The following is a 25141-nucleotide window of genomic DNA, read 5'->3' as shown; positions in this document are numbered from 1 at the left end:
GATCGTCATTGACCTCGAGGCAAGGAACCTTCGCCGCCCGGCTCGGGCGGCGTACGGATCGCGCGCGAGAAATCGTCCTGTGGGCCGGTTGCCCGCGCACGCGCGGTGATATCGCCCTGCTGGGTCAGCATCGCAAGCGTGTAGCGCGTATCCAGCGCGCCAATGCGATACAGATAGCTCGGCAAGTATGCCGTCAGCAGCAGGCGATAGTCGTAGGGAAGCCCGGGATCGATCTGCTTTGCCATGTTGTACACGATGGTGACGCAGTTCGATGTCGCCGTATTGTAGAACGCCGGCTTGGCCGCAAGCTCATTGGCTTCCTTGACGTAGGCGAGGAACAGCGCATGCATGGCTGGTTTGCTCATCTGCAGCCGATAGAGATGATCGTCTTCGCCGCGTACGTTGGTGCGTACACGGATGATGTCCCCCTCGTCCGCAGCGACGACGGTGCGCTCGAACTGTTTGAAGAACCCGCCCAGCGAGGAAAACGACTGTCCTCGCTGCTTGCGGATCTCCACTGAGAACACCACGTGGGAACCGTCGTCGAACCCGAACGACATCAGCGCATGCGAAATACCCGGCATGCCCCACGAAGAAAGAACGATGTCCGCGCTCGCGAGCTGTTCGAGGTTATAGCTGCGCGTTTCCCAGCGTGCGTCATAATCCTGGTCGGATCGCCAGTGGAAGTTGCGCACGTTATACAGCGTGACGCGATCGCCATCGACGCTGCCCGTCAACATGCGTGCGACATCATCGGACCAATCGCGATGATTGGATGGCGCAATCGTGCCCCACCACGCCAGCAGCACGGCGACGGCCAGCAGGTAGACGAACACCGGCACGCCGCCTCCGCGGCGGGACCACATCAACACCAACACGGTCAGCACCATGGCAGCCCAGGCGATGGCGACTATCGCGCGAATCGCGACGCTCGCACCCGCCTGATACCACAACGCCAGTGCCCCCCAAGTGCCGGAGATGGCGATAATCAAGGTCATCAGGATGTAGAAAATCCATCGCACGATCACGGGATACCTCACGAACCGCCGACCTTTGGATAATAGAATAGCAACGACCGCTCATCCTGCTTTCTTGCCAGGGAAGAATCGATGAAGGGCCGCCACCCCATCTGGATCATCCGAGTCGTTGCACTGGCAGCGTTATTGCTGGCGGCTGGCTGCGACATCGTAGGCGTGCGGCATATCACGCCGAAGGAATACGCCACTCAGCGTCGCAGCGACGTATTGAGCAACCAGGCGTTGAGCGACAGCACCGTCCAGACGCTCAATGTCGTGGCGCTGAGCCGCGACGACTGCGCCGCGAATTTCCCCCGTTGTACCAACACCATTCTCTATACCGACGGACTGGACGATGAGCGCCGTCTTTCCGCGTTATCGGAATTGTGGCTCGCCTACGCGCTGCAGACCGATCGCAACGCCAAAGGCCAGCCAGCCAGCGACCAGGCGCTGGATGAGTATCTGCAGTCGGCACGCTACGCCTATGCGTATCTGTTTTTCACCGCGCGCAGTCCGGGCGAGCGAGCGTTCGAGATGCGTCAATCGCAGGTGCTGGATTTCTACAACTACGCCGTGCAACAGGCGGTCGAGGGATTTTTCAAAAGACTTCCCGAGCTGGGCACCGGCTGGAACAGTGTCCCTGTAGCCGGATGGAACGTGCTCAGGCCCAGCACCGATGTCTACATGGGCTCCAGCGATTACATCCCCAAGGAACTGATTCCTGCCGAAGGCTTGCGCTTTCGTGGTCTGCGCAACATTTATCGGCGCGATGGATTCGGCTCCGAATTCGTTGCCATCGGCGCCATGCCGAGCGATACCGATCAGCCTTGGCGCGAACCGAACTACGTGCCGCTGACGGCCGTGCTCGAATTTCCCGGCGACAGCTTGAGCAGCGTGCTCATGACCAACGACGTACGCGTATACGCCAAAAATCCCTATCTTGACGGCGCCATCACGCTCGATGGCCAGTCGATCCCGCTCTCGGCCAATTTCACCGCACCTTACGGCGTATGGCTGGCTCGCTCGGGCTTCGCACGGCAATCGATACGCTCGCTGTTGGGACGTGGCGGGTTGACGAAGCCGGAAGTGTTGCTGATGCAACCCTACGACCCCAACCGACTCACCGTCATCATGCTTCACGGCCTGGCGAGCAGCCCGGAAGCATGGATCAACGTGGTCAATGAAGTGATGGGCGACGCGCAATTGCGGCGCACCTATCAGGTCTGGGAGGTGTACTACCCCACGAACGTGCCGGTGGCGGCGAACCTGGCGCAGATCCGCCGCGCCATCGACGACACCTTGCATCACTTCGACCCATCGGGCAACGCTGTCGCTTCCAACCATATCGTGCTGATCGGGCACAGCATGGGCGGTCTTATCGCGCGCCTGCTGGTGTCTTCGAGCGATGACAAGCTGTGGAGCGTGGTTCCTGCCCGCCCCGATCTTTCCGATGCCGACAAACAGAAACTGCGGCAGCGCCTCGCGCCGTATCTGCAATTCAGTCCGATGCCGCAGGTAACGCGCGCGGTGTTCCTCGCCGCCCCCCATCGCGGTACACCGGTGGCGCGATGGAAACTGGCACGCTGGATCGGCAACCTGATCCGCCTGCCGATCACGCTATTGGAAGAAGGCAAAGGCATCACCGACAACATGCAGGGCAAAGACACCATGCCCGGCAAACCGTCGCGCTTGCCCAACAGCATCGACAACCTCAGCGACGCCGACCCTTTCATCAAGGCCGCCAGCACGTTGCCCATGTCGCCCGACGTGCGCTATCACACCATTGTCGGCGTGTATAAGCCGGGTGTGCCGTTGTCGGATTCCGACGACGGCGTGGTGCCTTACGCCAGCGCTCATCTCGATGGTGCCGATTCGGAGCTGGCCGTTCCTTCCTGGCACGATGTGCAGGAAACGCCGCAAGCGATCATCGAACTGCGCCGCATCCTGCGCCTGCACGCGGCGGCGTTGAATTGCCTTCAGCCTGAAGGCACGCAACGGACACCCTGTCTTGCTCCGCCGCTTGCACATCCATGAAAAGAGCCGTCCCGCACGCGGCTAAGGCGTTGCACTGCTCGCGACATCGTGCGGCTTGTCGTGCTCGCGCAGGATTTTCAATGTGTCCGCAATGGCCTCGGGCTTTTCCGGCACCTTGTGATCGGAGCGAATGATCAAGGTCGTCGTGGAACCGGGCAGCAGCGCGCTGCTCAACGGCACGAAGCCATCTCCCGGCGGTTTGACGCCCGGAAGCACGCCGGCGATCGTGTCGTAGCGCACGCCAGCGGCTGGCATCAGCTTCTCGTCTGCGAGTGTGACGGGCTCGTCGGGCCGCAGGCTGGTGATGCTGGTGATGCGGCCGGTTTGAAGCAGCGATAACACTGCGGGTTGAATGGCTTTCGGGTTTTGCACGGCGATGCGTGCAAATCCCGCCAGCTCTTCGATGTGATGCCACGCCAACAGCCCCACCACACGTCCCAGCAATCCTTCCGCTGCGGGGCTGCCGCGCTGCGGCGCGGCCATGAAGATGATCTCATCGACACCTGGATACGGTTTGAACTGGAAAACGTTCTTGAGTGCGTCCAGATCGTTCGCATCGGCATGCAGACTTTCCACCGGAACGGAAAAAGCCGCGTTCCATACCTCCGGCGTGCTTTGCGCACAGAGCAATCGCGCAATCACACCGCCCATGCTGTGCCCGATGAGCACGACACCCTGCCTTGCCGGCGCGCGGCCGTCCGGATCGAGGATGGCCCAGGCTTGGTCGATGTAGTGCCGGACGCGATAGCGCTCCACCAACAGCGGCGCATTGGACTGATACACGATATGCCAGATCTGGTAGCGCCGATGAAGTTCCGGATCGCCCATGATCGCGTTGCTCAATTGCGTCCAAATCACAGGGCTCCCGGCAAGCCCATGGATCATGATGATGGGCGTCTTGTTCGGATCGTAGTCGTCCAGAAGAAACAGACCCGAACGCTTTCCCATTTCCGCACCGCCGAGCATGCCCCACCACGCTAGCCGCTTGAGGCTCGTCCGCTCCCGCAGCTGCGCAAACGGCGCCGATACGTCTTCGGCAAGCTCGTAGTGGTTTGCGCCCGCGACGTGCTCAGGCTCGACCACGGGGTTCTGCAGCACCAGGACAGGCGCGTCGTCATGATCACCGGAACCGGACGGCGCCTCCAGCCACATGGTTACCGGGCGAAAGACACCCTCCGGCGGATAGAGACGACAGATGGGTCGATCGGAGCATGGCAACGCAAACGCCACGAGCGGAACGCCAAAGCCGGTGTGCTGATGGCGAACGCCGTCCAACGCTGCCATCGGCACCTGATCGGCAGGCTCCAGATAAACGCTCTTGCCGAGGCTATCGGGTACGCCTCGGAATTCGACGTGGATAGCGAAGCCTCCCAAGTACGATTTACCCAACGTCACGGTGATCGGGTCACCTTGCGCCACCAGATCGAAGTAAGCGCGACTGCATTGCGTCGCGAGCAGCCCGGCCGCCGTTTCCGTCGCCGCTTTGTCGGCGGCCATGGCTTCGTGCGCCGACATGGCGCAATGCATCCAGGCATCCACTTGAGCGCGCACCGACTGTCCGCGGATGGCCTGGGCCTGCCAGTTCTGTGCTTTTTCGAGCAGCGCTTCGGCGGAAGGCCGCGAAAGATGTCCACCACCCTGCGATGCGCAACCAGGCAAACAAGCCACGCACACCATGCATGCGAAAACCCGCATGGCCGAAAGCCAACCGGATACGCGGACATGCTTCGTACGATCCGCCATCACCCGACTTTCTCCGTTCGCGAAGAATGTCCATCCACGACATGTGGCTATCGAACGCCGGCCGATAACGTCTCACCCCTGTCATATCCGGTCGGTGTAGCACAGGCAGTCTACTCCGCGCAGGCGTCAACCGCTTTTCACCGAGGTGATGCAAGGCGTGATCATGAACATGGTCCACAGCATCGGGCGCGTCTTGTGTAACGACGCCAGCATCAAAAAGCCCGCTCAAGAGCGGGCTTTGTCGAAAGTCGTCTGGTACCCCATCCGTCAGAACGGAATATCGTCGTCATCGAACTGGTTGCCGCTTTCCACCGGCGGAGCCGACTGGCGCTGGGGAGCGCTGCCGTAATCGCCACCACCCTGGCGCGGAGGACCGCCCTGCGGGCGCTCGCGATAACCGCCGCCACCACCGCCGCCCGTGCCGCCACCTTCACCGCCGCCGCCCAGCATCTGCAGGTCGTTGGCGATGATGTCGGTGGAGTAACGTTCGATACCGTCCTTGTCGGTGTATTTGTCGGTGCGCAGGGAGCCCTCGACATAAACTTGGCGACCCTTCTTCAGATACTCGCCGGCGATCTCCGCCAGGCGACCGAAGAGCTTGACGCGATGCCACTCGGTACGCTCCTGCTTCTGGCCGCTCTGCTTGTCGGTCCACTGCTCGGAGGTGGCGATCCTCAGGCTGGCGATCGCGGTACCGCCGCCGGTGTAACGGACTTCGGGGTCGGCGCCAAGATTGCCGACCAGGATGACTTTGTTGATACCGCGTGCCATGAAATAACCTCGAACGATGCCTTATTGCGGGCTGGTTTGGCATCCTAACATAGGGTCCCGGGGCCGATGCCGGACGGCGCCACGGCGGGTTGCCGTCCATCGCCTCACGCCGGCGGGAGAAAATCCGCCCGGAGTCACACGTAACGCGGCTGGCGCCTCTATAATCTGGGGTCTATGTCCAGTACCCGCCGCATGAGCACTTCCGTTCTCCAGACCATCGACCCCGCACTCGACTATTCGGGTGTACGCGCGCTCGCCGAAGGCGATATGCAGCGCATCGATGCGTTGATCCGTCAGCGGCTGGCTTCCGACGTAGTGCTGATCAACCAGATCGCCGACCACATCATCGCCGGCGGCGGAAAGCGCCTGCGTCCCATGCTGCATGCACTGGCTGCCCGGGCGGCCGGGTATGCGGGCGACAAGAACATCAAGCTGGCTGCGGTGATCGAGTTCATCCACACCTCCACCTTGCTGCACGACGACGTGGTGGACGAATCGGACCTGCGCCGCGGCCGCAAGACGGCCAATGCCCTGTGGGGCAATGCGGCCAGCGTGCTGGTGGGCGATTTTCTCTATTCGCGTTCGTTCCAGCTGATGGTGGAACTGGATGACATGCGCATCATGCGCATCCTCGCCGATACCACCAACACCATTGCCGAAGGCGAGGTTCTGCAGCTGCTCAATATCGGCAACGCCGACGTGAGCGAAGCCGCCTACCTGGCCGTGATCGAACGCAAGACCGCCGTGCTGTTCGCCGCCGCCACCGAACTTGGCGGATTGCTCGGCGGACTGCCCGACGCCCAGGTTGCTGCCCTTCGCCGTTATGGCATGCAGTTGGGCTACGCCTTCCAGATCGCCGACGACCTGCTCGATTACGTCAGCGATTCGCGGACGCTGGGCAAGAACATTGGCGACGACCTCGCCGAGGGCAAACCCACCCTGCCCTTGATCTACGCCTTGGAAAAAGCGGCACCTGAACAAGCGCAGTCGCTGCGCCATGCGGTTGAGCACGGCGAACTGGCCTCGCTCGACCGCATCATCGCGACCATCCGCGATTCAGGCGCCCTTGAGCGCACTCATCAGCGCGCCGCATCGCACGCGGCTGCGGCGCAGGCGGCATTGAGCGAGATTCCGGATTCGCCCTACCGCAGCGCCCTGATGGCGCTTGCGTCATACGCCGTGGATCGCACGCACTAACGTTCAGCGCGCCGTACAAACGTCTGCTTTAACACCACCCGATGGCAACGTCGTGAGAAAGGCGACAACGCGGCATGCGCCTTTCTCCGTTTACCCACAACGACGTTTACTTGCTCGACTCGGCTTCCGGCGGAATACTCTCGCGATATTCGATCCTTCGCAGAATATGCGACGTCGTTGAAACCAGAAGGTATTCGTTTTCTTCGCCCCGCACCCACATATAGCCGTCCATCGGCTTGTCGAGATGGTAGTGGCGATAGTTGGTGATGCGATGGTCGTCCGCGAGGTAGTTGGGCGGAACGGGGTGGCCCGTGCGGTAATGGAACTCGCCGGCATGCGACGCCGTCTCTGGAAAAGGATCCGCAGCAGCGGCGACCGAGGCCAGCATAAGGCCTGCCATCAATACCCTGGCATACATGTTCATGAAATACGCCTCCCTGTGTTTGTCATGACGTGACGATTGTCGAATCGATCCGGCAAAACCATTCAAACGGCTATTGTTTGAACTTCGGCGTCCTTGCCTGCGAATAGGCAAGCAGAACGCACCGACTCATCACGAGAAACGCTGCAACCCTCCCCATTCGAGCTGCAGACTTCCCTGGCACGGGCGCGGAGCCCGTCCGCGCGGTTATCGCACGGACGGGTTTGGGGATACAAGCAAGATTGTTTGGGTCACCCGTTCAGGGGGTATCGGCGAAGGCCGCATGCAACCAGTCGTGCATGAGTCGATAGCTCCTGGCAGCCGCACGTGCGTCGTACTTGCAGCCGGCGGAATTCTCACCCACCTCGGTGAAACAGTGGACGGCATTGCCCAGCACCACGAACTGCCAATCGGCCGGACTCGAACGCATTTCGTCCATGAATTTGTCGGCGTCGGGCATCGTGCCCTTGTCGTCGGCACCGTTCATCACCAAAACCCGCGCCTTGATGTTTTTTGCCAGGGCGGGATTGTCGGTGGTCAGGCCGCCGTGGAAGGACACCACGGCCGCCACATCGGCACCGCTGCGCGCCAGATCGAGCACGGCCGTACCGCCGAAGCAAAAGCCGATGGCCGCCAGCTTTGAGAGATCGATCGGTGCGGTGCCCGCTTGCGCCTTCAACTGGGCAAGTGCCGCGTTGATGCGTTTGCGCATCAGCTCACGATCGCCGTAGAGCGCCTTGGTGGCCGCTTGCGCCTGGTCGGCATGACCCGGCTGCGGACGCACATTTTCGCCGTACATATCGGTCAGCAGGATCACGTAATCCTTGCCGGCGATCATGTCGGCCTTCTGCACGGCCCCATCATTGATGCCATACCAGTTCGGCACCATCACCAACCCCGGACGCTTGGCGCTGCTTGCGTCGTCGTACACCAGAACGCTCTTGAAATGCGTCCCGTCCACCGTCCATTCCACCGGACGGTGAACCATCTTCGCCTGGGCGGCGAAGCTCAACCCTGCCAGCAATGCGAGACAACCCAGCCGAACAAAACGCATGACGTGATTCCTCTGCTTAAGGCCATGAAACAGGATCCGCCACGCGGGCGGATGCATGAAAGACGGTTAGCGCCCCGCGGCGTGAGCGGCGAGGCGTCGCTTCAACGGTGCAAGACGATCAAGGATGCGTACACCCAGACCACGCGCGGCAACGAGCGGCGTGGATTGCCAGCTGTAAATGCGCGCCAGTGTGTCGAAGCCGTAGGCGTCCAGCGTATCGGCACTGCGTCGCCTGCGCGCGTAACGCCGAAGTACGTGCGCCTCGGCCATGTCGCGCCCCTGCTCGCGCGCTTCGACAAGCGTGTCGCGAAGCTCGGCCACATCGCGCAATCCCAGGTTTACGCCCTGACCGGCGAGCGGATGCACCGTATGCGCGGCATCGCCAAGCAACACGAAACGTTCGGCCTGGTAGGTGTCGGCAAGTTGCAGTTTCAGGGGAAACGCAACGCGAGGCGTGGCAGCCGTGATTCGGCCGAGTCGAAAATCGCTGGCGATGCCCAGTTCGTTGAGAAACGCCTGGTCATCCAGCGACTGCACGCGACGCGCCTCCGCTTCCGGCAGCGACCACACGACCGAGCTGCGTCCATCCGCCAGCGGCAACAAGGCCAGCGGCCCGGTCGGCAAGAAGCGTTGCCAGGCAGTGCGGGCATGGGGACGTTCGGTGGTGACATGGGCCACGACAGCACGTTGCGCATAATCGCGCCCCCGCGTGGCGATGCCGGCGCGCTCGCGTAGCGGCGAACCGGCACCGTCGGCGGCGACCAGCAATCGCACCGCAACGCTCTCGCCGTCGGCCAGCTCGAGCATGACGCGATCGGATCGCACCTCGTAGTCCTTCACCGTCGCCGGGCACAGGCGTCGCACACCAGCCGCTTCCAGCGACTGCCAAAGCGTCCACTGCACCAGATTGTTTTCAACGATGTAGCCGAGCAGGTCGCGAGCTTCGTCGGCAGCGTCGAAGTCGATCGCGGCACCGTTTTCGGCATCCCATACGTGCATATGCGAATAGGGGCATGCTCGCGCCTCGCGAATGGCCGTCCAAACGCCCAATTCCTGCAACAAGGCAATCGACGAAGGCGCCAGCCCGACCACGCGAAGATCGACATCGTCGCTGGCGTTCCAGGCCGCCGGCGGCCTGGCTTCCAGCAAGGCGGTGCTGAATCCGGCACGGCTCAGTGCAAGTGCCGCGGCCGCACCCACCATGCCGCCACCCACCACGGCGACATCCAGTCCGGGACCACGGCGAAGGCTCGACGGGACCGTTCTCATGACAAACGCTCCAGCACGGCGCGTGGCGGTTCGCCGCGGAAACCCATGCCGCGCCGCGCCAGCACTTGTTGCAGCGGCGGGACTCGGTCGTAAGCGAGCAAGGCCAGCGAACGCAGCGGCGCAAGCAAGGGCTGTTGCATGCAAGCGAAACGCACCAGATCGTGACTCATCGCCATGGTGCCCTCGCGATCGGGAGCGCGGCGCGCGGCATAGCGCTCGAGCAGCGTCGATGAGCCCGGATCGGCGGCCTCGGCGACTAGCTCGGCGAGTGTCAGTGCATCGCGCAAGCCAAGATTGAAGCCTTGCGCACCGATGGGGTGCACGGTCTGCGCGGCATTGCCCACCAGCACCGCGCGCACCGCCGTCAAGCTGCTAGCAGCGACGCGGCGGATGGCATACGGATGACGTTTGCCGGGCCGGCTCAGCCGACCCAACTGCCATCCGAAGCGCTGCTGTGCGAGCGCGATGAATCCCGCATCGTCGAGTGCGGCGACTTCTGCGGCGGATTCCGACGGGACCGTGAGGACCAAGCCGCAGCGGCGCTCCGTCAACGGAAGCATGGCGATCGGTCCGTCGTCGGAAAAACGTTCCCACGCGCGGTGCGCGTGATCGCGCTCGGGTGTAACGGTGCAAACGAACAAAGTCTGCTCGTAGTCGTACGTTTCGGCCTGGATGCCGAGTTGCTTGCGCACGAACGACTCGGTGCCGTCGGCGCCCACCAGCAAGGCGGCGTCGATATGCTGCTCGCCGTGTTCCGTCCTGATCTGCGCACGCCAGCCATCGGTGTGCTTTTCGAGACCGGTCAGGCTTGCCGGCGCGAGGCGCATCAGGCGTTCGCAGGTGTTCAAACGACGCAGCAAGGCGCTGCCCAGTTCGCGGGCGGGAAGCGTCCAGCCAAGCGCATCGACGCCATGCCGTGCGGCATCGAGTCGGGCACTGCCGAATTCGCCGGCGCGACTCACATGAATATGTCGAATGGGCGTCGCCTGCGCGGCAACCAGCGGCCAGACACCGATGGCGTCCAGCCCGTTGACGGTGGCGCGCGCCAGCGCAAGGTTGCGCTCGTCGTAACTGGGCTGCGCGTCGGCGCGCGGGGCGGCCGCTTCGACCAGGGTGACGCGACAGCCGGCGATGTCGAGCGCAATCGCAAGGCTGGCGCCAACCAGGCCGCCGCCGATGATGAGCACGTTGCCGTTGGCGTCGAAGGGAGTAGGGGCAGTCATGCGCGGGATGATACGCGCAGAGCCTCACGGATGCGTCTGCCGGGTCCGCATTGGGCTAAACTGGGCGTCTTCTTTAGCCGTCAGCCTTTCACGGAGCTCTTCATGGCGATGACACAAACCCGACGCCTTGGCATTTTCGCCGCACTTGCCCTGCTGATGGCGCTTACCCGCGTGCATCACTCGATCCTGCATCACTTCGATGCGCTGCCGGATGCCAGCTGGGGGGTGTTCTTCCTTGCCGGATTCTGGCTGCGTGGTTCGGCTCGCTGGGCCTTTCCGCTGCTGATGGCCGAGGCCGTGGTGGTCGATTACTTCGTCATCACCGGCATGGGCATCGATTTCTTCAGCCACTACTGCGTCTCGGCGGGTTACTGGTTCCTGATCCCGGCCTACGGTTCACTGTGGCTGGGTGGCAGCTGGCTGGCGAAACACCAGGCAGGTCTGCGCCTGTCCACGCTGGCGCTGGCCGTCGTCGCGCTGCTGGTCAGCGAGAATCTGTGCTACCTGATTTCCAACGGCAGCTTCTACTGGCTCAGCAGTTCGGTCCCGTCACCACGCAGCTTCGGCGCCTGGTTCGAAAACCTGGGTGACTGGTACCTGCCGTTCCTGCAGACCACGGCGCTGTATGTGGGCCTTGGCGCGGTGCTGCATGTGCTGGCTGTCACCATGTCGCGCGCCGTCAAGCGCAGCGGACAGATGCAGCACTGATCGTGGGCAATCGGCTATCCAAGATCTACACCCGTACCGGCGACGACGGCAGTACGGGCCTCGGCGACGGTTCGCGCGTGGCCAAGGATTCGCTTCGCGTATCGGCTTACGGCACCGTCGACGAACTCAACAGCACGATCGGCATGGTGCTGGCCTGCGAGGGTGTCGACGACGCCATGCGCGAAACGCTGACCCAGGTGCAGCACGAGCTGTTCGATCTCGGCGGCGAGTTGTGCATTCCCGGCATGGCGATGATCGACGACGCCGACATCACGCGTCTTGAGCAGTCGCTCGATGGATTCAACGATCCGTTGCCGCCGCTGAAGGATTTCATTCTTCCCGGTGGCGGCATGGCGGCATCCTGCTGTCATCTTGCGCGCACGGTCTGCCGCCGGGCCGAGCGGGAAGTCATTGCGCTGGGACGCGAGGAATCGATTCGCCCACAAGCGCAGCGCTATCTCAATCGATTGTCGGACCTCCTGTTCGTGCTGTGCCGCGTCCTTGCGCGCGCCAGCGGTCACGGCGAGGTGCTTTGGCAGCACGAGCGTCGCCGCAAACCCAATCCCTGAATCATCGCCGATGATGGTGCAGCTCTTTACCCATGCCGTTTGCCTGCAACACGACCCGGGTCCGGGGCATCCCGAATCGCCGGCTCGCCTGCGCGCGGTGCTGCAAGCCCTGGACCAGGATCGTTTCGCCGCCCTTGATCGGGTCGAAGCGCCACGCGCGACGCGCGAGCAACTGTTGCGCGTGCACACGTCTGCACATGTCGACCGGATTCTCGGCATCTGTCCCGAATCAGACACGGTGCGGCTGGACGAAGACACACTGATGTCCCCGGCATCGGCCGAGGCCGGCCTGCGTGCTGCCGGCGCGCTGGTGGCTGCCGTGGATGCCGTCATGCAGGGCACGACAACGCGCGCGTTCTGCGCGGTCCGTCCGCCGGGGCACCATGCGACGCCCGATAGTGCGATGGGCTTTTGCCTGTTCAACAACGTCGCCGTCGCGGCGGCGCACGCGATCGCGGCTCATGGCCTCAAGCGCGTGGCGATCGCGGACTTCGACGTGCACCATGGCAATGGCACGCAGGATATTTTCCAGCGCGAACCGCGTGTGCTGTTCATTTCCAGCCACCAGTCCCCGCTGTACCCGGGAACGGGGACGACCGAAGAACGCGGCGTGGGCAACATCGTGAATGCCCCCCTCTCGCCCGGCGAGGGTTCCTACGAATTCCGGGCGTTATGGAATGACGCACTGCTTCCGCGCCTGCATGCGTTCAAGCCGCAACTGGTGCTGGTTTCAGCCGGCTTCGATGCACACAGCAATGACCCCCTGGCCGACATACGCCTTCAAGCCGAGGACTATGCCTGGATCACCGAGCGCCTGGTCGAGCTGGCCCGGGCACACGCCGGAGGTCGACTTGTATCGACGCTGGAGGGTGGCTACGACCTCAACGCGCTGGCGGTCAGCGCGAGCGCGCATGTCGGCGCGCTGCTCGACTGACTCACCCCTCACTTCATCGGCACGAAATCCAGCGCCAGCGAATTGATGCAGTAGCGCAGGCCCGTCGGCTTCGGACCGTCGGGAAACACATGACCGAGATGTGACTCGCAGGCCGCACATCGCACTTCCGTGCGATGCATGCCGTGGCTCTCGTCCGGCACAAGATTGATCGAGATGCGGGTTGCCGGCTGGAAGAAACTCGGCCAGCCCGACCCGGAATCGTATTTAGCTTCGGACGCAAACAGCGGCGCCCGGCAGGCCGCGCAAACGTAGGTCCCTGGCTCCTTGTGCCGATACCACTTGCCGCTGAACGGTGGCTCGGTGGCCGAGCAACGGCACACTGCGTATTGCTCGGGGCTCAGGCTTTCACGCCATTGCTCGTCTGTCTTGCCGGTCTTGGGTTGATTCATGCCAACTCCTCACTCGAACTGCGTGCCGTCCGAAGGGCCTTTCTGTTAGCTTAACGCCCTTCATTGCCGATTGACTGTCCTGTCCTCCGTGAAGACTACGCCGCCCTTGCGCTCCATGCCTCCACGCCGCTTACTGGCAATCGCCGCCGCCGCTGCCCTGATGAGCAGCCCGGGGGTCCAGGCTGCATCCCAGACCAAGCATCCCAAGGCCAGCCTGGATGGCTCTGAGGTGGTTTGCCCGCTGGGCACGTTCATCTGCCCCCCGCGCCCCGACAACTTCGCGCTATGCCGACCCAACGGCCAACTGGAATTCTACGACCCCTTCCTGAGCAAGGATTCGTCGCTGCGCAGCACGGCCAAGACCTTTGTGTGGGCCGACCACGTCCAGAGCCCGGACCAGACGGTCTACCACCTGACCGGCCACGTGAAAACGGTTCGCGCCGACCAGGAGCTGCACGCGGACGTCGCCGACTACAACAGCGATACCACCGACTACGATGCGCGCGGCAACGTGCACTATCAGGAAGCCATACATCTGCTCTCCGCCGACCACATCGTCGGCAACACCAACAACAGCACCGGCGTTGCCACCGGCAACGTGCGCTTCCAGATGCTGGACTCGCACGGCAACGGCACCGCCGTTCGTGCCGAAATGATCGATGAAAACCGCAATCGCTACAGCGTGGTCACCTATTCCACGTGCGACATCGGTCGCCACATCTGGGAAATCCGCGCGAAGAAGCTCGAGACGGACCAGACCACGGGAAGAGGCATTGCGCGCGATGCCACCATGAGCATGTACGGCGTGCCGTTCTTCTACTCGCCGTACATGTCGTTCCCGCTGAACAACGATCGTTCCAGCGGTTTCCTGTATCCGTATTTCGAGCACACGGGCAATGCCGGTTACCAGTTCCGCATTCCCTATTATTTCAACCTCGCGCCGAATTACGACGCGACGCTCGATCCCCGCTATTACTCCCTGCGCGGCGTCATGCTGAGCGGCGAAGTCCGCTACCTGTTCCCGAAGACCAACGGCACGTTCGAATTCGACTTCCTGCCGAGCGACAACTACAACGACCAGAAGATCACGCCTAGCGCGCCGGATACGCAAGGCCAGCAGCGTTATTCCTACAAATTCATCAACAACACGATACTTTTCCCGGGATGGTCGCTCAATACCAACATCAACCGCGCGTCTGATCAGAACTATCTGCACGATTTCGGTGACGACCTCTACAGCGTCTCGACGACGATCCTGTACTCCAGCATTTATCTCAACGGGTCGGGCAATTGGTGGAGCGCGCAGGTAGGCGGCGACATATGGCAGAACGTCGACCCATCGCAGCCCAACAGCGTCGAACCCTACAAGCGACTGCCACGTGCCACGTTCAATATGGATATCCCGTTCTGGCACTGGTACGACGCGGGTCTGACCAGCGAAGCGGTATCGTTCCACAAATCCAACAGTGTGGAAGGCAGTCGTCTGGATCTCTACCCCTATGTCGATGCGGACTACCAGGGCTCCTGGTGGTTCATCAGGCCGAAAATCGCCTATCGCTATACGACCTATGCGCTCGATGCGGGATATCAGGATTACTACACCGCCAACACGACCTCCACGACAACGACGATCTATAAGTTCAATGACGCAAGCCCGACTCGATCTTTGCCGATCTTGAGCCTGGACCAGGGCTTAATCTTTGATCGCAGCACGTCGTTATTTGGCACGAACTATACCCAGACGCTGGAACCGCGCCTGTATTACCTCTACGTGCCCTATCGCAACCAGAACAACCTGCCGCTTTTTGATACGTCGCTGATGAACTTTGACGACTGGATGTTGTTCGCGCCGAATCAGTTTTCGGGTGCCGACCGCCAAATGAATGCGAACAACCTCACCGCTGCGGTCACTACCCGACTGCTCGACGACGGCGGTGTGGAGCGGCTGACGGCAACCTTCGGACAGATCCGTTATTTCACGCCGCAGCTAGTGCAGGATGCGTTCACTCCGCCCACCTACTGGGCTGGTTCGGACTATGTGGCCGAATTGGGCACTCAGTTAAACGACCAGTGGACGATGAGCACCGAATACCTCTGGAATCCGAACACCAAGAAAACCGAGCTAGGCACATTCACGGTCCAGCGCCGCCTCGGATTCGATGGCGTGCTCAATTTCTCATACCGCCTCCGCCAGAATCTGGCGCTGACAGCGCTCAACACGGAGACCTACCAGAAAACGGTGGAACAATACGATATCTCTGCGGTCTATCCGCTCACAGACCGTTGGCGCCTGATCGGCGACTGGACCTACTCCGTGATGGACCACGAAACCGTGGAGGCAGTCGCTGGCGTGCAGTACGAGGGCTGTTGCGTGAAGGTCAGCCTGGTGGCTCGCCATTACGTGACCGGCTACGACGGCGTCGTCAGCAGCCTGCTCCCCGGCCAGACCACCCCAGGCAAAGACACTGCGGTCATGTTTGAGTTGGAATTCAAGGGCATGGGTTCGTTCAGTGGCCAGACGGACAGCATCCTGCGGCGTGATATCCTTGGCTATCAATAAGCGCTCCCAGGAGGTTTGGGGCGCCCTCAGCAAGGTGGCCGCCTAGGCCATTTTTCGAGACTACCGTTAATTCCTCGCCATTGGCGATAGAAGGCTGTTCACTGATGAAGCAGATTTTTGCATTGTTCCTGCTGACAATCGTATTGGCGATTCCGTCGCTGGCCCAGGCCCAGTTGCTCGCGCCGCAGGATTCGGCTGCCGCCGCAGGCCAGCAGCCGATCGACCGGATCGTTGCTGTCGTCGAGGACGATGTAATCCTGCAGAGCGAGCTGAACGACGCGGTCGCATCCATCCAGCAACAGTATGCGGGTCAGCAGGGGCAGCTTCCTCCGATCGACGTTCTGCGCCGGCAGGTGCTCGACCGCCTGATCCTGATGAAACTGCAGTTGCAGCGCGCGGACGACCAAGGAGTTCGCGTCTCCGACTCCGACGTCGACCAGGCGGTGCAGAACGTGGCCGCACAGAACAAGATGACCCCGGACCAGCTGCGCGGTGCCGTGGAACAAAGCGGCCTGAGCTTCAACGCTTTCCGCCAGCAGTTGCATGACCAGCTGGTCGTGCAGAAGCTGCACCAGAGCGTGGTGCGCGATTCGGTGTCGGTCACCGACAGCGAAATCAACAACCTGCTCAACAGCCCCAATTACAAAGCCGGCGAAGTGCACCTGGCGCATATTCAGGTCGGCATTCCCAGCGGCGCCAGCGCTGCCGATATTCAGGCTGCGCAGAACAAAGCCGAACAGGCGCTTGCGGCCGTCAAGGGCGGCATGGATTTCAAAGCTGCCGCCATCCGATTCTCCGACGCACCCGATGCGCTGGATGGTGGCGACCTGGGCTGGCGCCGTCTGGACGAAGTGCCGCCGGCCTTCGTTGACACCATCAACGGCATGAAGGCTGGCGAAGTGAGCGGCATCCTGCACGGTCCGACGGGCTTCCATATCATCCAGCTGATCGGCCAGCGCGAGCCGTCCAAGCAGATGGTGACCGAATACCATGCCCGCCAGATCCTGATCCGCCCGAGCGAACTGCTCTCGCCGGCGCAGGCCCAGCAAAAGGCGCAGGATCTCTACAACAAGATCGTCAATAAGCACGGGGACTTCGCCAAGCTCGCGAAGGACAGCTCCAGCGACGACACGACCGCCAATGCCGGCGGCGACATGGGCTGGTTCCAGCAGAACGATTGGGGCTCGCTGCTCGGCCAGAAAGTGAGCGAGCTGAAGGATGGTGAAATTTCCCAACCCTTCCAGAGCGAAGCCGGCTGGCACATCATCCAGCGCCTCGGCACGCGCAGCAGCGACATGACGACCCAGCTCGCCCGCGACCAGGCACGCCAGGCGATCGGCAACCGCAAGGCCGACCAGGCGTACGACGACTTCCTGCGTCAGCTGCGCTCTAGTTCTTACGTCAAGATTCTTGCGCCTGAGCTCGAAGACGCCAGCAACTCGGACAACAAGGTGTCCTCGTAATGGCATGGCGACGCGCAAGTAGGTCGTGAACACGCTCGCGCTACCTCGGCTCGCCCTCACCGCCGGCGAGCCGGCAGGGGTCGGCCCCGAACTGCTGGTCCGATTGGCCGCCACATCCCTGGCGGCCAATTTCGTTGCGGTTACCGATCGCGCCTTGCTCGAACGCGCGGCGGCACGATGCGGCGTCATGATCGAACTGATCGACGATGACGGCCACGACGCAGCTAGCCGTCCAGCGGGTACCCTGCGCGTCCGGCACGTCCCGCTCGCGGTGGAGGAAGTCCCTGGCCACCCCGACCCTCGCAACGCCGACCACGTGCTCGCCACGCTGACGGAAGGGGCCGATGGCTGTCTGCAGGGACGTTACGCGGCGGTGATCACGGCACCGCTGCAGAAGTCTTCCATCAACGACGCCGGCATCCCGTTCAGTGGCCACACCGAATTCTTCGCCGCGCACAGTCGCGCCGAAGTGGTCATGATGCTGGCCAGCCCCGAGCTGCGTGTCGCGCTGGCGACGACGCACTTGCCGCTCCATGCGGTGTCCGCCGCGATCACGCCTGCTTCGCTGGAACGAACGCTGCGTATCGTGCACAACGAGTTACGCACCAAGTTCGGGTTTACCGAGCCGCGCATTGCCGTACTGGGTCTCAACCCGCATGCCGGCGAGAACGGCCATCTCGGGCGCGAGGAAATCGACACCATCATTCCCGTGATGGAGAAACTGCGTGCGCAAGGAATGCACTTGCTGGGACCGGTTCCCGCCGACACCGCATTCGTACCCGCGCAGCGCGAACGCTACGATGCCGTCCTTGCGATGTATCACGACCAGGCGCTACCGGTACTCAAGAGCGAAGCCTTCGATCGCACCGTGAATCTCACGCTTGGCCTGCCCTTCATTCGCACATCGGTTGACCACGGCACGGCGCTGGATATTGCCGGCAGCGGCAAGGCGGACCCATCCAGCCTGATTGCGGCGGCGAAGATGGCTCTGGATCTGGTGGCACGCAGAGCAGTGAGTTCGCCCATGGACGGCGATCGGCAGGACGAACAGGCAACACCGCAAGGCCATCCATGAGCGCCCGTCCCAAGAAAAGTTTCGGCCAGCACTTCCTGCACGAGCGCAGCTACATCGAGCGCATCGTCAAATCCATTTCGCCCCGCCCCGATGATTTTCTAGTCGAAATCGGACCGGGCGAAGGTGCGCTGACCTTCCCCCTGCTGACCGCGGCCGGCAAGCTCACCGCGATCGAGCTGGATACCGATCTCCTTCCACATTTGCAGGCGAAGGCTGCGGGCATCGGCGAGCTCTCCATCATCCATGCAGACGTGCTGAAGGTAGACTTCACCGCGCTGGCGCAACGCCATGGCGTCTCGCGCCTGCGTATCGCGGGCAACCTGCCCTATTACATCTCCAGCCCGATCTTGTTCCATTGCATCGATCACGCGGCCGCGATCGCGGACATGCATTTCATGTTGCAGAAGGAAGTGGTCGATCGCATGGCTGCCGAACCCGGCAGCAAAGTGTATGGACGGCTGTCTGTCATGTTGCAACTCGCCTGCCGGGTCGAGCCGCTGTTCGACGTCCCGCCGGGTGCTTTCCGACCACCGCCGAAAGTCGACTCGTCAGTGGTGCGCCTGATACCGCTCACCGCGGAAGAGCGCCACGACGCCGACCCCGAGCGTGTGCATGCCATCGTGAAGGCCGCTTTCGCGCAACGACGAAAAACGCTCAGCAATGCGTTGCGCCAGTTGATGGACGCCGACACCATCCGCCTCGCCGACGTCGATCCGAAGGCGCGCGCGGAAACCCTGGCTCCACATGATTTCGTGCGCCTCGCCAAGACGCTGCCCTGACTTGGTCGAGGCCCCAGCCCGCGCGCTGCGGCGTCCGCGTGCGCTGCCTTTGCGCTCGGTTACCGCTTACAATCGCGCCATGAACGAGAAATCCCCCTACACGATCGACGTGCACGTGCAAACACGCTTCGTGCCCGATCAATCCGTGCCCAGCGAGAACCGTTACGTCTTCGCATACACCATCAAGCTGCATAACGCCGGTCACATTCCCGCGCGCCTGCTCACCCGTCATTGGGTGATCACGGACGCCAACGGCAAAGTCGAGGAAGTGCGCGGCGAAGGCGTGGTCGGCGAGCAGCCATGGATGCGACCGGGCGACGATTTCGAATACACCTCGGGCGCCGTGCTGGAAACAGCCGTGGGCACCATGCAAGGTAGTTATCAGATGGTGGCGGACGACGGCACCCGCTTCGAGGCGCCTATTCCGGCGTTCACCCTTTCCATTCCCCGCACTCTCCACTGAGGGCCGCACATGAACCACGCGCAGCAGGCTCCTGAGGCACGCTGCTGATGGCTACCTACGCCATCGGCGACGTTCAGGGCTGCTACCCGGAACTGCAGCGGCTGCTGGAAAAGCTGCGCTTCGACCCTGCCCATGACCGGCTCTGGTTTTGCGGTGACCTCGTCAACCGCGGCGGGCAGTCATTGGACACGCTGCGTCTTGTGCATTCGCTGCGCGATAACTCCATTGTCACGCTGGGCAATCACGACCTGAGCCTGCTTGCGATTTCCCTGCGCGGGAAAGATGCGCAGGAGCGCGTGAATCCGGAACTGCGCGAGGTTCTGTTCGCCGACGATGCACCCACGTTGTTCGAATGGCTGCGCTCACAGAAATTGCTGCATCACGACGAGTCGCTGGGCTGGGCGATGGTGCATGCCGGTCTCGCCCCGGTCTGGACGCTCAGGCAAGCACAGAAGTGCGCTTTGGAAATCGAGCGCGAACTGTCCAGCCCGCGCCATCCTCGATTGCTGAAACACTTGTTCGGTAATCGACCCGCGGCGTGGTCAAGCCGCCTGCAAGGCATCGAGCGCATGCGCGCATCCATCAATACGTTGACCCGCATGCGTTTCTGCGACGTCAACGGCCGCATCGATTTCGAAAGCAAGGGCGCTCCGGGTACGCAGAAGCCCGGCATGTATCCATGGTTTGAAGTACCCGGCATGCGTCGCCGCGACACGCGCATCGTGTGCGGCCATTGGTCGGCCCTCGGACGCTTCGCCGGCATGGACGTCTACGGCATCGACACGGGATGCGTGTGGGGCGGCAAGCTCACTGCACTGCGCCTGGACAGCGACGAGCCGCAGTATGTGACCGTGGACGCCGAGCCACATCGCACACGCCCGCCGGGCGGCGGCGACTGATCAGCGGATCAAGGGTTTGCTCGCCCCTGTTGTTGCGTGAGGGGCGATGACGTTGGTTTGAGCGATCAGCGCCTGAAGCCGAAGTGCCAGCGGTCAGGTCAACTGACCGTGGCAATGCTTGTACTTCTTACCGGAACCGCAGGGGCACGGATCATTGCGGCCCACCTTGGGGCCACTCACCGCAGGCTCGGCAGCCGCGGCCGTTTGCGACGGCGCCTCCAGACCCAGTGCTCCGCCAGCCGGCGCACCGCCGCCACTGGCCTGCATCTGACGCTGCATACGCTCGGCAAGGCGTTGCTGTTCGGCTTCCATCGCGGCGACTTCTTCTTCGCTGCGAATGCGGATGCGCGCCAGCATCTGCGTCACTTCGGTCTTGATGCGCGCCAGCATCTGCTGGAACAAGTCGAACGATTCGCGCTTGAAGGCCTGCTTGGGATCCTGCTGGGCATAACCGCGCAGATAGATGCCCTGGCGCATGTAATCCATGCTGGAGAGATGTTCCTTCCACGCGTTGTCGACCACGCTCAGCATGATGTGCTTCTCGAGCTGACGCATGGTTTCCGGACCAATCTGCTTTTCCTTGGCCTGGAACATGTCATTGACCAGCGTGCCTACATGCTCCTTTACAGCACGGGCATCCGCTTCCTGCTGACCGTCGAGCCAGTGCTTGAGATCGGCCGACACGCCGAAATCGCTTTCCAGCTCGCGCTCGAGACCGGCGACATCCCATTGTTCGTCGATGCTGTCGGCCGGTACGTAGCGGTGCACCACATTCTCGACGACGTCGTCGCGGATGTCCGATACCGTGGCCGAGACGTCGTCGCCTTCCAGCAGCTCGTCGCGCTGGCTGTAGATTACCTTGCGCTGGTCGTTGGCGACGTCGTCGTATTCCAGGAGATTCTTGCGGATGTCGAAGTTGTGCTGCTCGACCTTGCGCTGCGCCTTTTCGATCTGGCGGCTGATCATGCGGTCTTCCAGCGCCTCATCTTCCTTCATGCCGAAGCGCTTCATCCAGCGCACCAGGCCTTCGCCGCCGAAGATGCGCAGCAGGTTGTCCTGCAGCGACAGATAGAAACGCGAGGAGCCCGGGTCGCCCTGACGACCCGAGCGGCCGCGCAGCTGGTTGTCGATGCGGCGCGACTCGTGGCGTTCGGTGCCGACGATATGCAAACCGCCCGCGGCCAGCACTTGCTCGTGACGCTTCTTCCATTCCGCCTTGACGCGCGCGCGATCGGTTTCGCTGGCGTCTTCCGGCAGCGTCGCCAATGCGGCTTCCAGGCTGCCACCCAGCACGATGTCGGTACCGCGGCCAGCCATGTTGGTCGCGATGGTCACCGAGCCCGGCATGCCGGCCTGCGCAACGATGTGCGCTTCGCGCTCGTGCTGCTTGGCGTTGAGCACTTCGTGCGGAATCTTTTCTTTACGCAGCAAATCGGACAAAAGCTCGGATACGTCGATCGAAGCGGTACCCACCAGCACGGGCTGGCCGCGCTTGTGGCAGTCCCTGATGTCTTCGATCACAGCCTTGTACTTCACATCCTGGCTCAGGAACACCATGTCCGAGTTGTCCATACGGATCATCGGCTTGTGGGTGGGGATCACCACCACTTCCAGGCCATAGATCTGCTGGAACTCGTAGGCTTCGGTGTCGGCCGTACCGGTCATGCCGGCCAGCTTCTTGTACATGCGGAACAGGTTCTGGAACGTCACCGTGGCCAGCGTCTGGTTTTCACGCTGGATCGGCACGCCTTCCTTCGCTTCCACCGCCTGGTGCAGGCCGTCGGACCAGCGACGACCCGCCAAGGTGCGGCCGGTGAATTCGTCGACGATGATCACTTCGCCGTCGCGCACGATGTAATCGACGTCGCGCTGATAGATCGCGTTGGCGCGCAGCGCGGCGTTGAGATGATGCACGATCGCCAGGTTGCGCGCGTCGTAGAGGCTGCTTTCTTCGTCGATGACCTTCGCCTGACGCAGCAATTCTTCGGCGTGCTGCATGCCCTCTTCGGAGAGGTGCACCTGCTTCTGCTTTTCGTCGACCCAGTAATCGCCGGCGCCGTCTTCCACTTCCTGGCGCGTCATCTTCGGCACGAGCTTGTTCACCGCGATATAAAGCTGCGGCGAATCTTCGGCGGGGCCGGAAATGATCAGCGGCGTACGCGCTTCGTCGATCAGGATCGAGTCCACTTCGTCGACGATGGCGTAATGCAGGCCGCGCTGGCAGCGTTGTTCCTTCGACAGCGCCATGTTGTCGCGCAGGTAGTCGAAGCCGAATTCGTTGTTGGTGCCGTAGGTGATGTCCGCGGCGTAGGCGGCGAACTTGTCGGAGTGCTCCATCCCCGGCCATACCACCCCCACGGAAAGACCGAGGAAGTTGTACAGCTTGCCCATCTGGGCCGCGTCGCGCTTGGCAAGGTAGTCGTTGACCGTCACGACGTGCGTGCCCTTGCCTTCCAGTGCGTTGAGATACACGGGTGCCGTCGCCACCAGGGTTTTGCCCTCGCCGGTGCGCATTTCCGCGATCTTGCCCATGTGCAACACCATGCCACCGATCAGCTGCACGTCGTAGTGACGCATGCCCAGCACGCGCTTGGCGCCTTCGCGCACGACGGCGAAGGCTTCCGGCAGCAGCTTGTCCAGCGCCTCGCCGTTGGCAATGCGTTGCTTGAACTCGGCGGTCTTGCCGCACAAGCCCTCGTCGCTGAGCTTCTCGAACTCAGGCTCGAGCGCGTTGATGCGCGCGACGGTCTTGGACATCTGGCGCAGCACGCGGTCGTTACGGCTGCCAAAAAGGCTCGTCAGGGCACGGTTGAGCATCGATCTTCCGGATCAGGAAACTGAAGGACGCCCGCCGGCAAGGGGCCGGACGGGCAAAGAACCGATGATACTAGGGTCCGCCGGGTATCCCAAACGCGAGGCACCGGCGGTACACCCGGTCACACCGGACGTTCTGGTTAGGGGAGTGGCGGTATGGCGCCCGGCTTTCAAGGGCGCCGCCGCGAGCCGCTCAGCGATGGTTCTTCACGTACGCCAGCGGATTGACCACGCGGCCGTTGTACCAGACCTCGAAATGCACGTGCGAGCCGGTGGAACGGCCGGTGGAGCCGGCCTCCGCGATCTCATCGCCAACGCGCACGTGCTGGCCCGGATGCACCAGCAGTTTGCTGTTGTGGGCGTAGCGAGTCATGTAGCCGTTGCCGTGGTCGATTTCGACCACGTTGCCATAACCGCTGCGGACGCCGGCGTAGGTCACCATGCCTTCGGCCACGGTGCTCACCCGACTTCCGTAAGGCACGGCGATGTCCAGGCCCGTATGGCGCGCGGCAGAGCCATCGAACGGATCCGCGCGCACACCAAAGTAAGAAGAGATGTATCCGTCTGCCGGCATGCCCGTCGGCTTGAGGTTGGAGTCGATGCGGGCGTTGAGCAACAGGCTTTGCATCGCGCTGAGCTGTGCCTGCTGCGTGTCGAACTGGTTGGCCAGCTGATCGATGCTGGAGTCCAGCGTCTGCGGCAACGCATACGCGCTACCGCCAGCACTGACTTCCACGCCACCTACCGGCGGAGGCTGGTCGAAATTGAATTCATTGCTATTGAGCTTGCCGACCTGGACCAGGCGTTCGCCCAGTGCATTCAGGCGCGTCGACTGGGCTTGCAGCTGGCCGAGCCTGATCGCGAGGGCGTCGAGCTGGCGATGCGCGTCTTCACGCAAATCGCCCAGCTGCTTGTCTTGTTGTGTGACCTGCTTATGCAACGCATTGATTTCGGCAACCGCGCGATCACGAGGACTGGCGACGGCCAACGCCACGCCGGCGCCGAGGCTGCCGAGCGCCAGCATCGCGGCTGCACCGATACCCAGGACACGCCAGCGGAGTCGCTGGTTGGTGAGGTCCAGTGTTTTTGGCACCTTCCCTGCGCGTGAGACGAGTATGATTTGCATGTCGTTACCAATTCGAAGTTTTTACTGATGCAGCGCGACGCACCCGCCGCCTCCAGCCGCACCGGCCATGGACCACAATCCCTTGCCGATATCGGACCCGTCGCTGCACTGGCAGATAAAGCCGGCAAGCTCGAGGCCTTGGACCGCGCATTGCGCCAGACGTTGCCGTCGCCACTGCGAGAGCAGGTCAGATTCGCGAATCTACGCGACGATCGTCTTGTATTCCTGGCTTCCTCGCCGGCCTGGGCATCGCGGCTGCGCCTGCAACAAACGCAAATCCTCGCTGCCGCACGCGCCATTGGCGCGAATGCCGGCTCAGTTATCGTGAAAGTGGCCCCCCTTCCTCCGCCCGATCCCCAGCCGGAGCAATCAAAACCGCTTTCCGCCGCAGCGGCACTTCACCTGAAGGCTGCTGCGAAGTCGATCCAGGACCCTGAATTAAGGGCAATGTTTCTGGAGCTGGCGTCCGTCGCCGTGAGTGCGAATTCCAATCCCAACGGAACGCCCTGAGCTGAAGCGTCACAACCGGCAGATAGGCGGATAGCAGCCCACCCCCGGCACGGGATTCGGTTTTATACCACGCAATACCCCGTCGCAGTCTTTAGGCCACGTC

General features: G+C 62.4%; 22 protein-coding genes. 12 read left to right on the top strand and 10 right to left on the bottom strand.

The window, feature by feature from the left end:
• Positions 1–5 precede the first annotated feature (5 nt).
• On the bottom strand, positions 6–998 hold the full coding sequence (locus tag DWU99_RS06695) for an Lnb N-terminal periplasmic domain-containing protein (protein WP_115477686.1): 993 nt from the start codon (positions 996–998) through the stop codon (positions 6–8).
• Positions 999–1109: 111 nt separating this feature from the next.
• On the opposite strand from DWU99_RS06695, the gene DWU99_RS06690 reads away from it, so the two are divergent.
• Complete coding sequence (locus DWU99_RS06690; RefSeq protein ID WP_115477265.1) at positions 1110–3050, top strand: esterase/lipase family protein; 1941 nt, start codon at positions 1110–1112, stop codon at positions 3048–3050.
• A gap of 21 nt (positions 3051–3071) precedes the next feature.
• Here the strand turns inward: DWU99_RS06690 and DWU99_RS06685 are convergent, their stop codons facing one another.
• Together DWU99_RS06685 and ssb are read right to left on the bottom strand one after the other, a co-directional pair.
• Entirely contained in the window at positions 3072–4793 is a 1722-nt protein-coding gene (locus DWU99_RS06685; protein WP_115477264.1) for an esterase/lipase family protein, read from the bottom strand.
• A gap of 267 nt (positions 4794–5060) precedes the next feature.
• Positions 5061–5564: a single-stranded DNA-binding protein gene (gene ssb / locus DWU99_RS06680; RefSeq protein WP_115477263.1), complete on the bottom strand. Its 504-nt coding sequence runs from the start codon at positions 5562–5564 to the stop codon at positions 5061–5063.
• A 192-nt stretch (positions 5565–5756) separates the two neighbouring features.
• On the opposite strand from ssb, the gene DWU99_RS06675 reads away from it, so the two are divergent.
• A complete protein-coding gene (locus DWU99_RS06675; RefSeq protein ID WP_115477262.1) occupies positions 5757–6761 on the top strand; it encodes a polyprenyl synthetase family protein in 1005 nt (334 codons plus the stop codon).
• Between the two features lie 106 nt (positions 6762–6867).
• On the opposite strand, the gene DWU99_RS06670 is transcribed toward DWU99_RS06675, so the two are convergent.
• The 4 genes from DWU99_RS06670 to ubiH all read right to left on the bottom strand — a co-directional run bounded on the left by DWU99_RS06670 (position 6868) and on the right by ubiH (position 10728).
• Complete coding sequence (locus tag DWU99_RS06670; RefSeq protein ID WP_115477261.1) at positions 6868–7185, bottom strand: RcnB family protein; 318 nt, start codon at positions 7183–7185, stop codon at positions 6868–6870.
• Between the two features lie 256 nt (positions 7186–7441).
• Entirely contained in the window at positions 7442–8236 is a 795-nt protein-coding gene (locus DWU99_RS06665) for a dienelactone hydrolase family protein (protein WP_115477260.1), read from the bottom strand.
• 66 nt (positions 8237–8302) lie between these two features.
• Positions 8303–9505, bottom strand: coding sequence for a UbiH/UbiF/VisC/COQ6 family ubiquinone biosynthesis hydroxylase (locus DWU99_RS06660; protein ID WP_115477259.1), 1203 nt, complete (start codon positions 9503–9505; stop codon positions 8303–8305).
• Positions 9502–10728 (bottom strand): 2-octaprenyl-6-methoxyphenyl hydroxylase, encoded by a 1227-nt coding sequence (ubiH, locus tag DWU99_RS06655; protein WP_115477258.1) that lies wholly within the window; start codon positions 10726–10728, stop codon positions 9502–9504. Before ubiH ends, DWU99_RS06660 begins: the two co-directional genes overlap by 4 nt.
• Positions 10729–10830: 102 nt before the next feature.
• Here ubiH and DWU99_RS06650 point away from each other — a divergent pair, with 102 nt between their 5' ends.
• Genes DWU99_RS06650 through DWU99_RS06640 form a run of 3 tightly spaced genes read left to right on the top strand, consistent with a single transcriptional unit; the run spans position 10831 to position 12939 of the window.
• Positions 10831–11436, top strand: a complete 606-nt coding sequence (locus DWU99_RS06650) for a hypothetical protein (RefSeq protein WP_115477257.1) — start codon at positions 10831–10833, stop codon at positions 11434–11436.
• Positions 11437–11438: 2 nt separating this feature from the next.
• Positions 11439–12005, top strand: coding sequence for a cob(I)yrinic acid a,c-diamide adenosyltransferase (locus DWU99_RS06645; RefSeq protein WP_115477256.1), 567 nt, complete (start codon positions 11439–11441; stop codon positions 12003–12005).
• 16 nt (positions 12006–12021) lie between these two features.
• A complete protein-coding gene (locus DWU99_RS06640; RefSeq protein WP_199535743.1) occupies positions 12022–12939 on the top strand; it encodes a histone deacetylase family protein in 918 nt (305 codons plus the stop codon).
• A gap of 8 nt (positions 12940–12947) precedes the next feature.
• Here DWU99_RS06640 and msrB read toward each other — a convergent pair whose 3' ends face one another.
• Positions 12948–13349, bottom strand: a complete 402-nt coding sequence (gene msrB / locus DWU99_RS06635; RefSeq protein ID WP_115477255.1) for a peptide-methionine (R)-S-oxide reductase MsrB — start codon at positions 13347–13349, stop codon at positions 12948–12950.
• A gap of 160 nt (positions 13350–13509) precedes the next feature.
• Between msrB and DWU99_RS06630 the strand changes: the two genes are divergently transcribed.
• The 6 genes from DWU99_RS06630 to DWU99_RS06605 all read left to right on the top strand — a co-directional run bounded on the left by DWU99_RS06630 (position 13510) and on the right by DWU99_RS06605 (position 20588).
• Positions 13510–15909, top strand: coding sequence for an LPS-assembly protein LptD (locus DWU99_RS06630; RefSeq protein ID WP_233510935.1), 2400 nt, complete (start codon positions 13510–13512; stop codon positions 15907–15909).
• Between the two features lie 104 nt (positions 15910–16013).
• Complete coding sequence (locus DWU99_RS06625) at positions 16014–17372, top strand: peptidylprolyl isomerase (protein ID WP_115477253.1); 1359 nt, start codon at positions 16014–16016, stop codon at positions 17370–17372.
• Positions 17373–17397: 25 nt separating this feature from the next.
• Entirely contained in the window at positions 17398–18447 is a 1050-nt protein-coding gene (gene pdxA, locus DWU99_RS06620; protein ID WP_115477252.1) for a 4-hydroxythreonine-4-phosphate dehydrogenase PdxA, read from the top strand.
• Positions 18444–19226, top strand: coding sequence for a 16S rRNA (adenine(1518)-N(6)/adenine(1519)-N(6))-dimethyltransferase RsmA (gene rsmA / locus DWU99_RS06615; protein ID WP_115477251.1), 783 nt, complete (start codon positions 18444–18446; stop codon positions 19224–19226). Before pdxA ends, rsmA begins: the two co-directional genes overlap by 4 nt.
• A gap of 79 nt (positions 19227–19305) precedes the next feature.
• A complete protein-coding gene (gene apaG / locus DWU99_RS06610; protein ID WP_115477684.1) occupies positions 19306–19689 on the top strand; it encodes a Co2+/Mg2+ efflux protein ApaG in 384 nt (127 codons plus the stop codon).
• Between the two features lie 47 nt (positions 19690–19736).
• On the top strand, positions 19737–20588 hold the full coding sequence (locus DWU99_RS06605; RefSeq protein ID WP_115477250.1) for a symmetrical bis(5'-nucleosyl)-tetraphosphatase: 852 nt from the start codon (positions 19737–19739) through the stop codon (positions 20586–20588).
• Positions 20589–20681: 93 nt separating this feature from the next.
• Here DWU99_RS06605 and secA read toward each other — a convergent pair whose 3' ends face one another.
• Together secA and DWU99_RS06595 are read right to left on the bottom strand one after the other, a co-directional pair.
• Entirely contained in the window at positions 20682–23405 is a 2724-nt protein-coding gene (secA, locus tag DWU99_RS06600) for a preprotein translocase subunit SecA (protein ID WP_115477249.1), read from the bottom strand.
• A 190-nt stretch (positions 23406–23595) separates the two neighbouring features.
• A complete protein-coding gene (locus DWU99_RS06595) occupies positions 23596–24528 on the bottom strand; it encodes a M23 family metallopeptidase (RefSeq protein ID WP_115477248.1) in 933 nt (310 codons plus the stop codon).
• 27 nt (positions 24529–24555) lie between these two features.
• On the opposite strand from DWU99_RS06595, the gene DWU99_RS06590 reads away from it, so the two are divergent.
• Positions 24556–25038 carry a DciA family protein gene (locus DWU99_RS06590; protein ID WP_115477247.1) on the top strand — a complete coding sequence of 161 codons (483 nt, stop codon included), beginning with the start codon at positions 24556–24558 and terminating at the stop codon, positions 25036–25038.
• Positions 25039–25141 lie beyond the last annotated feature (103 nt).

Source organism: Dyella psychrodurans (assembly GCF_003363265.1).
GTDB lineage: Bacteria > Pseudomonadota > Gammaproteobacteria > Xanthomonadales > Rhodanobacteraceae > Dyella_B > Dyella_B psychrodurans.
The sequence above is the reverse complement of the archived record's forward strand: the minus strand, read 5'-3'. Positions and strand labels throughout refer to the sequence as shown.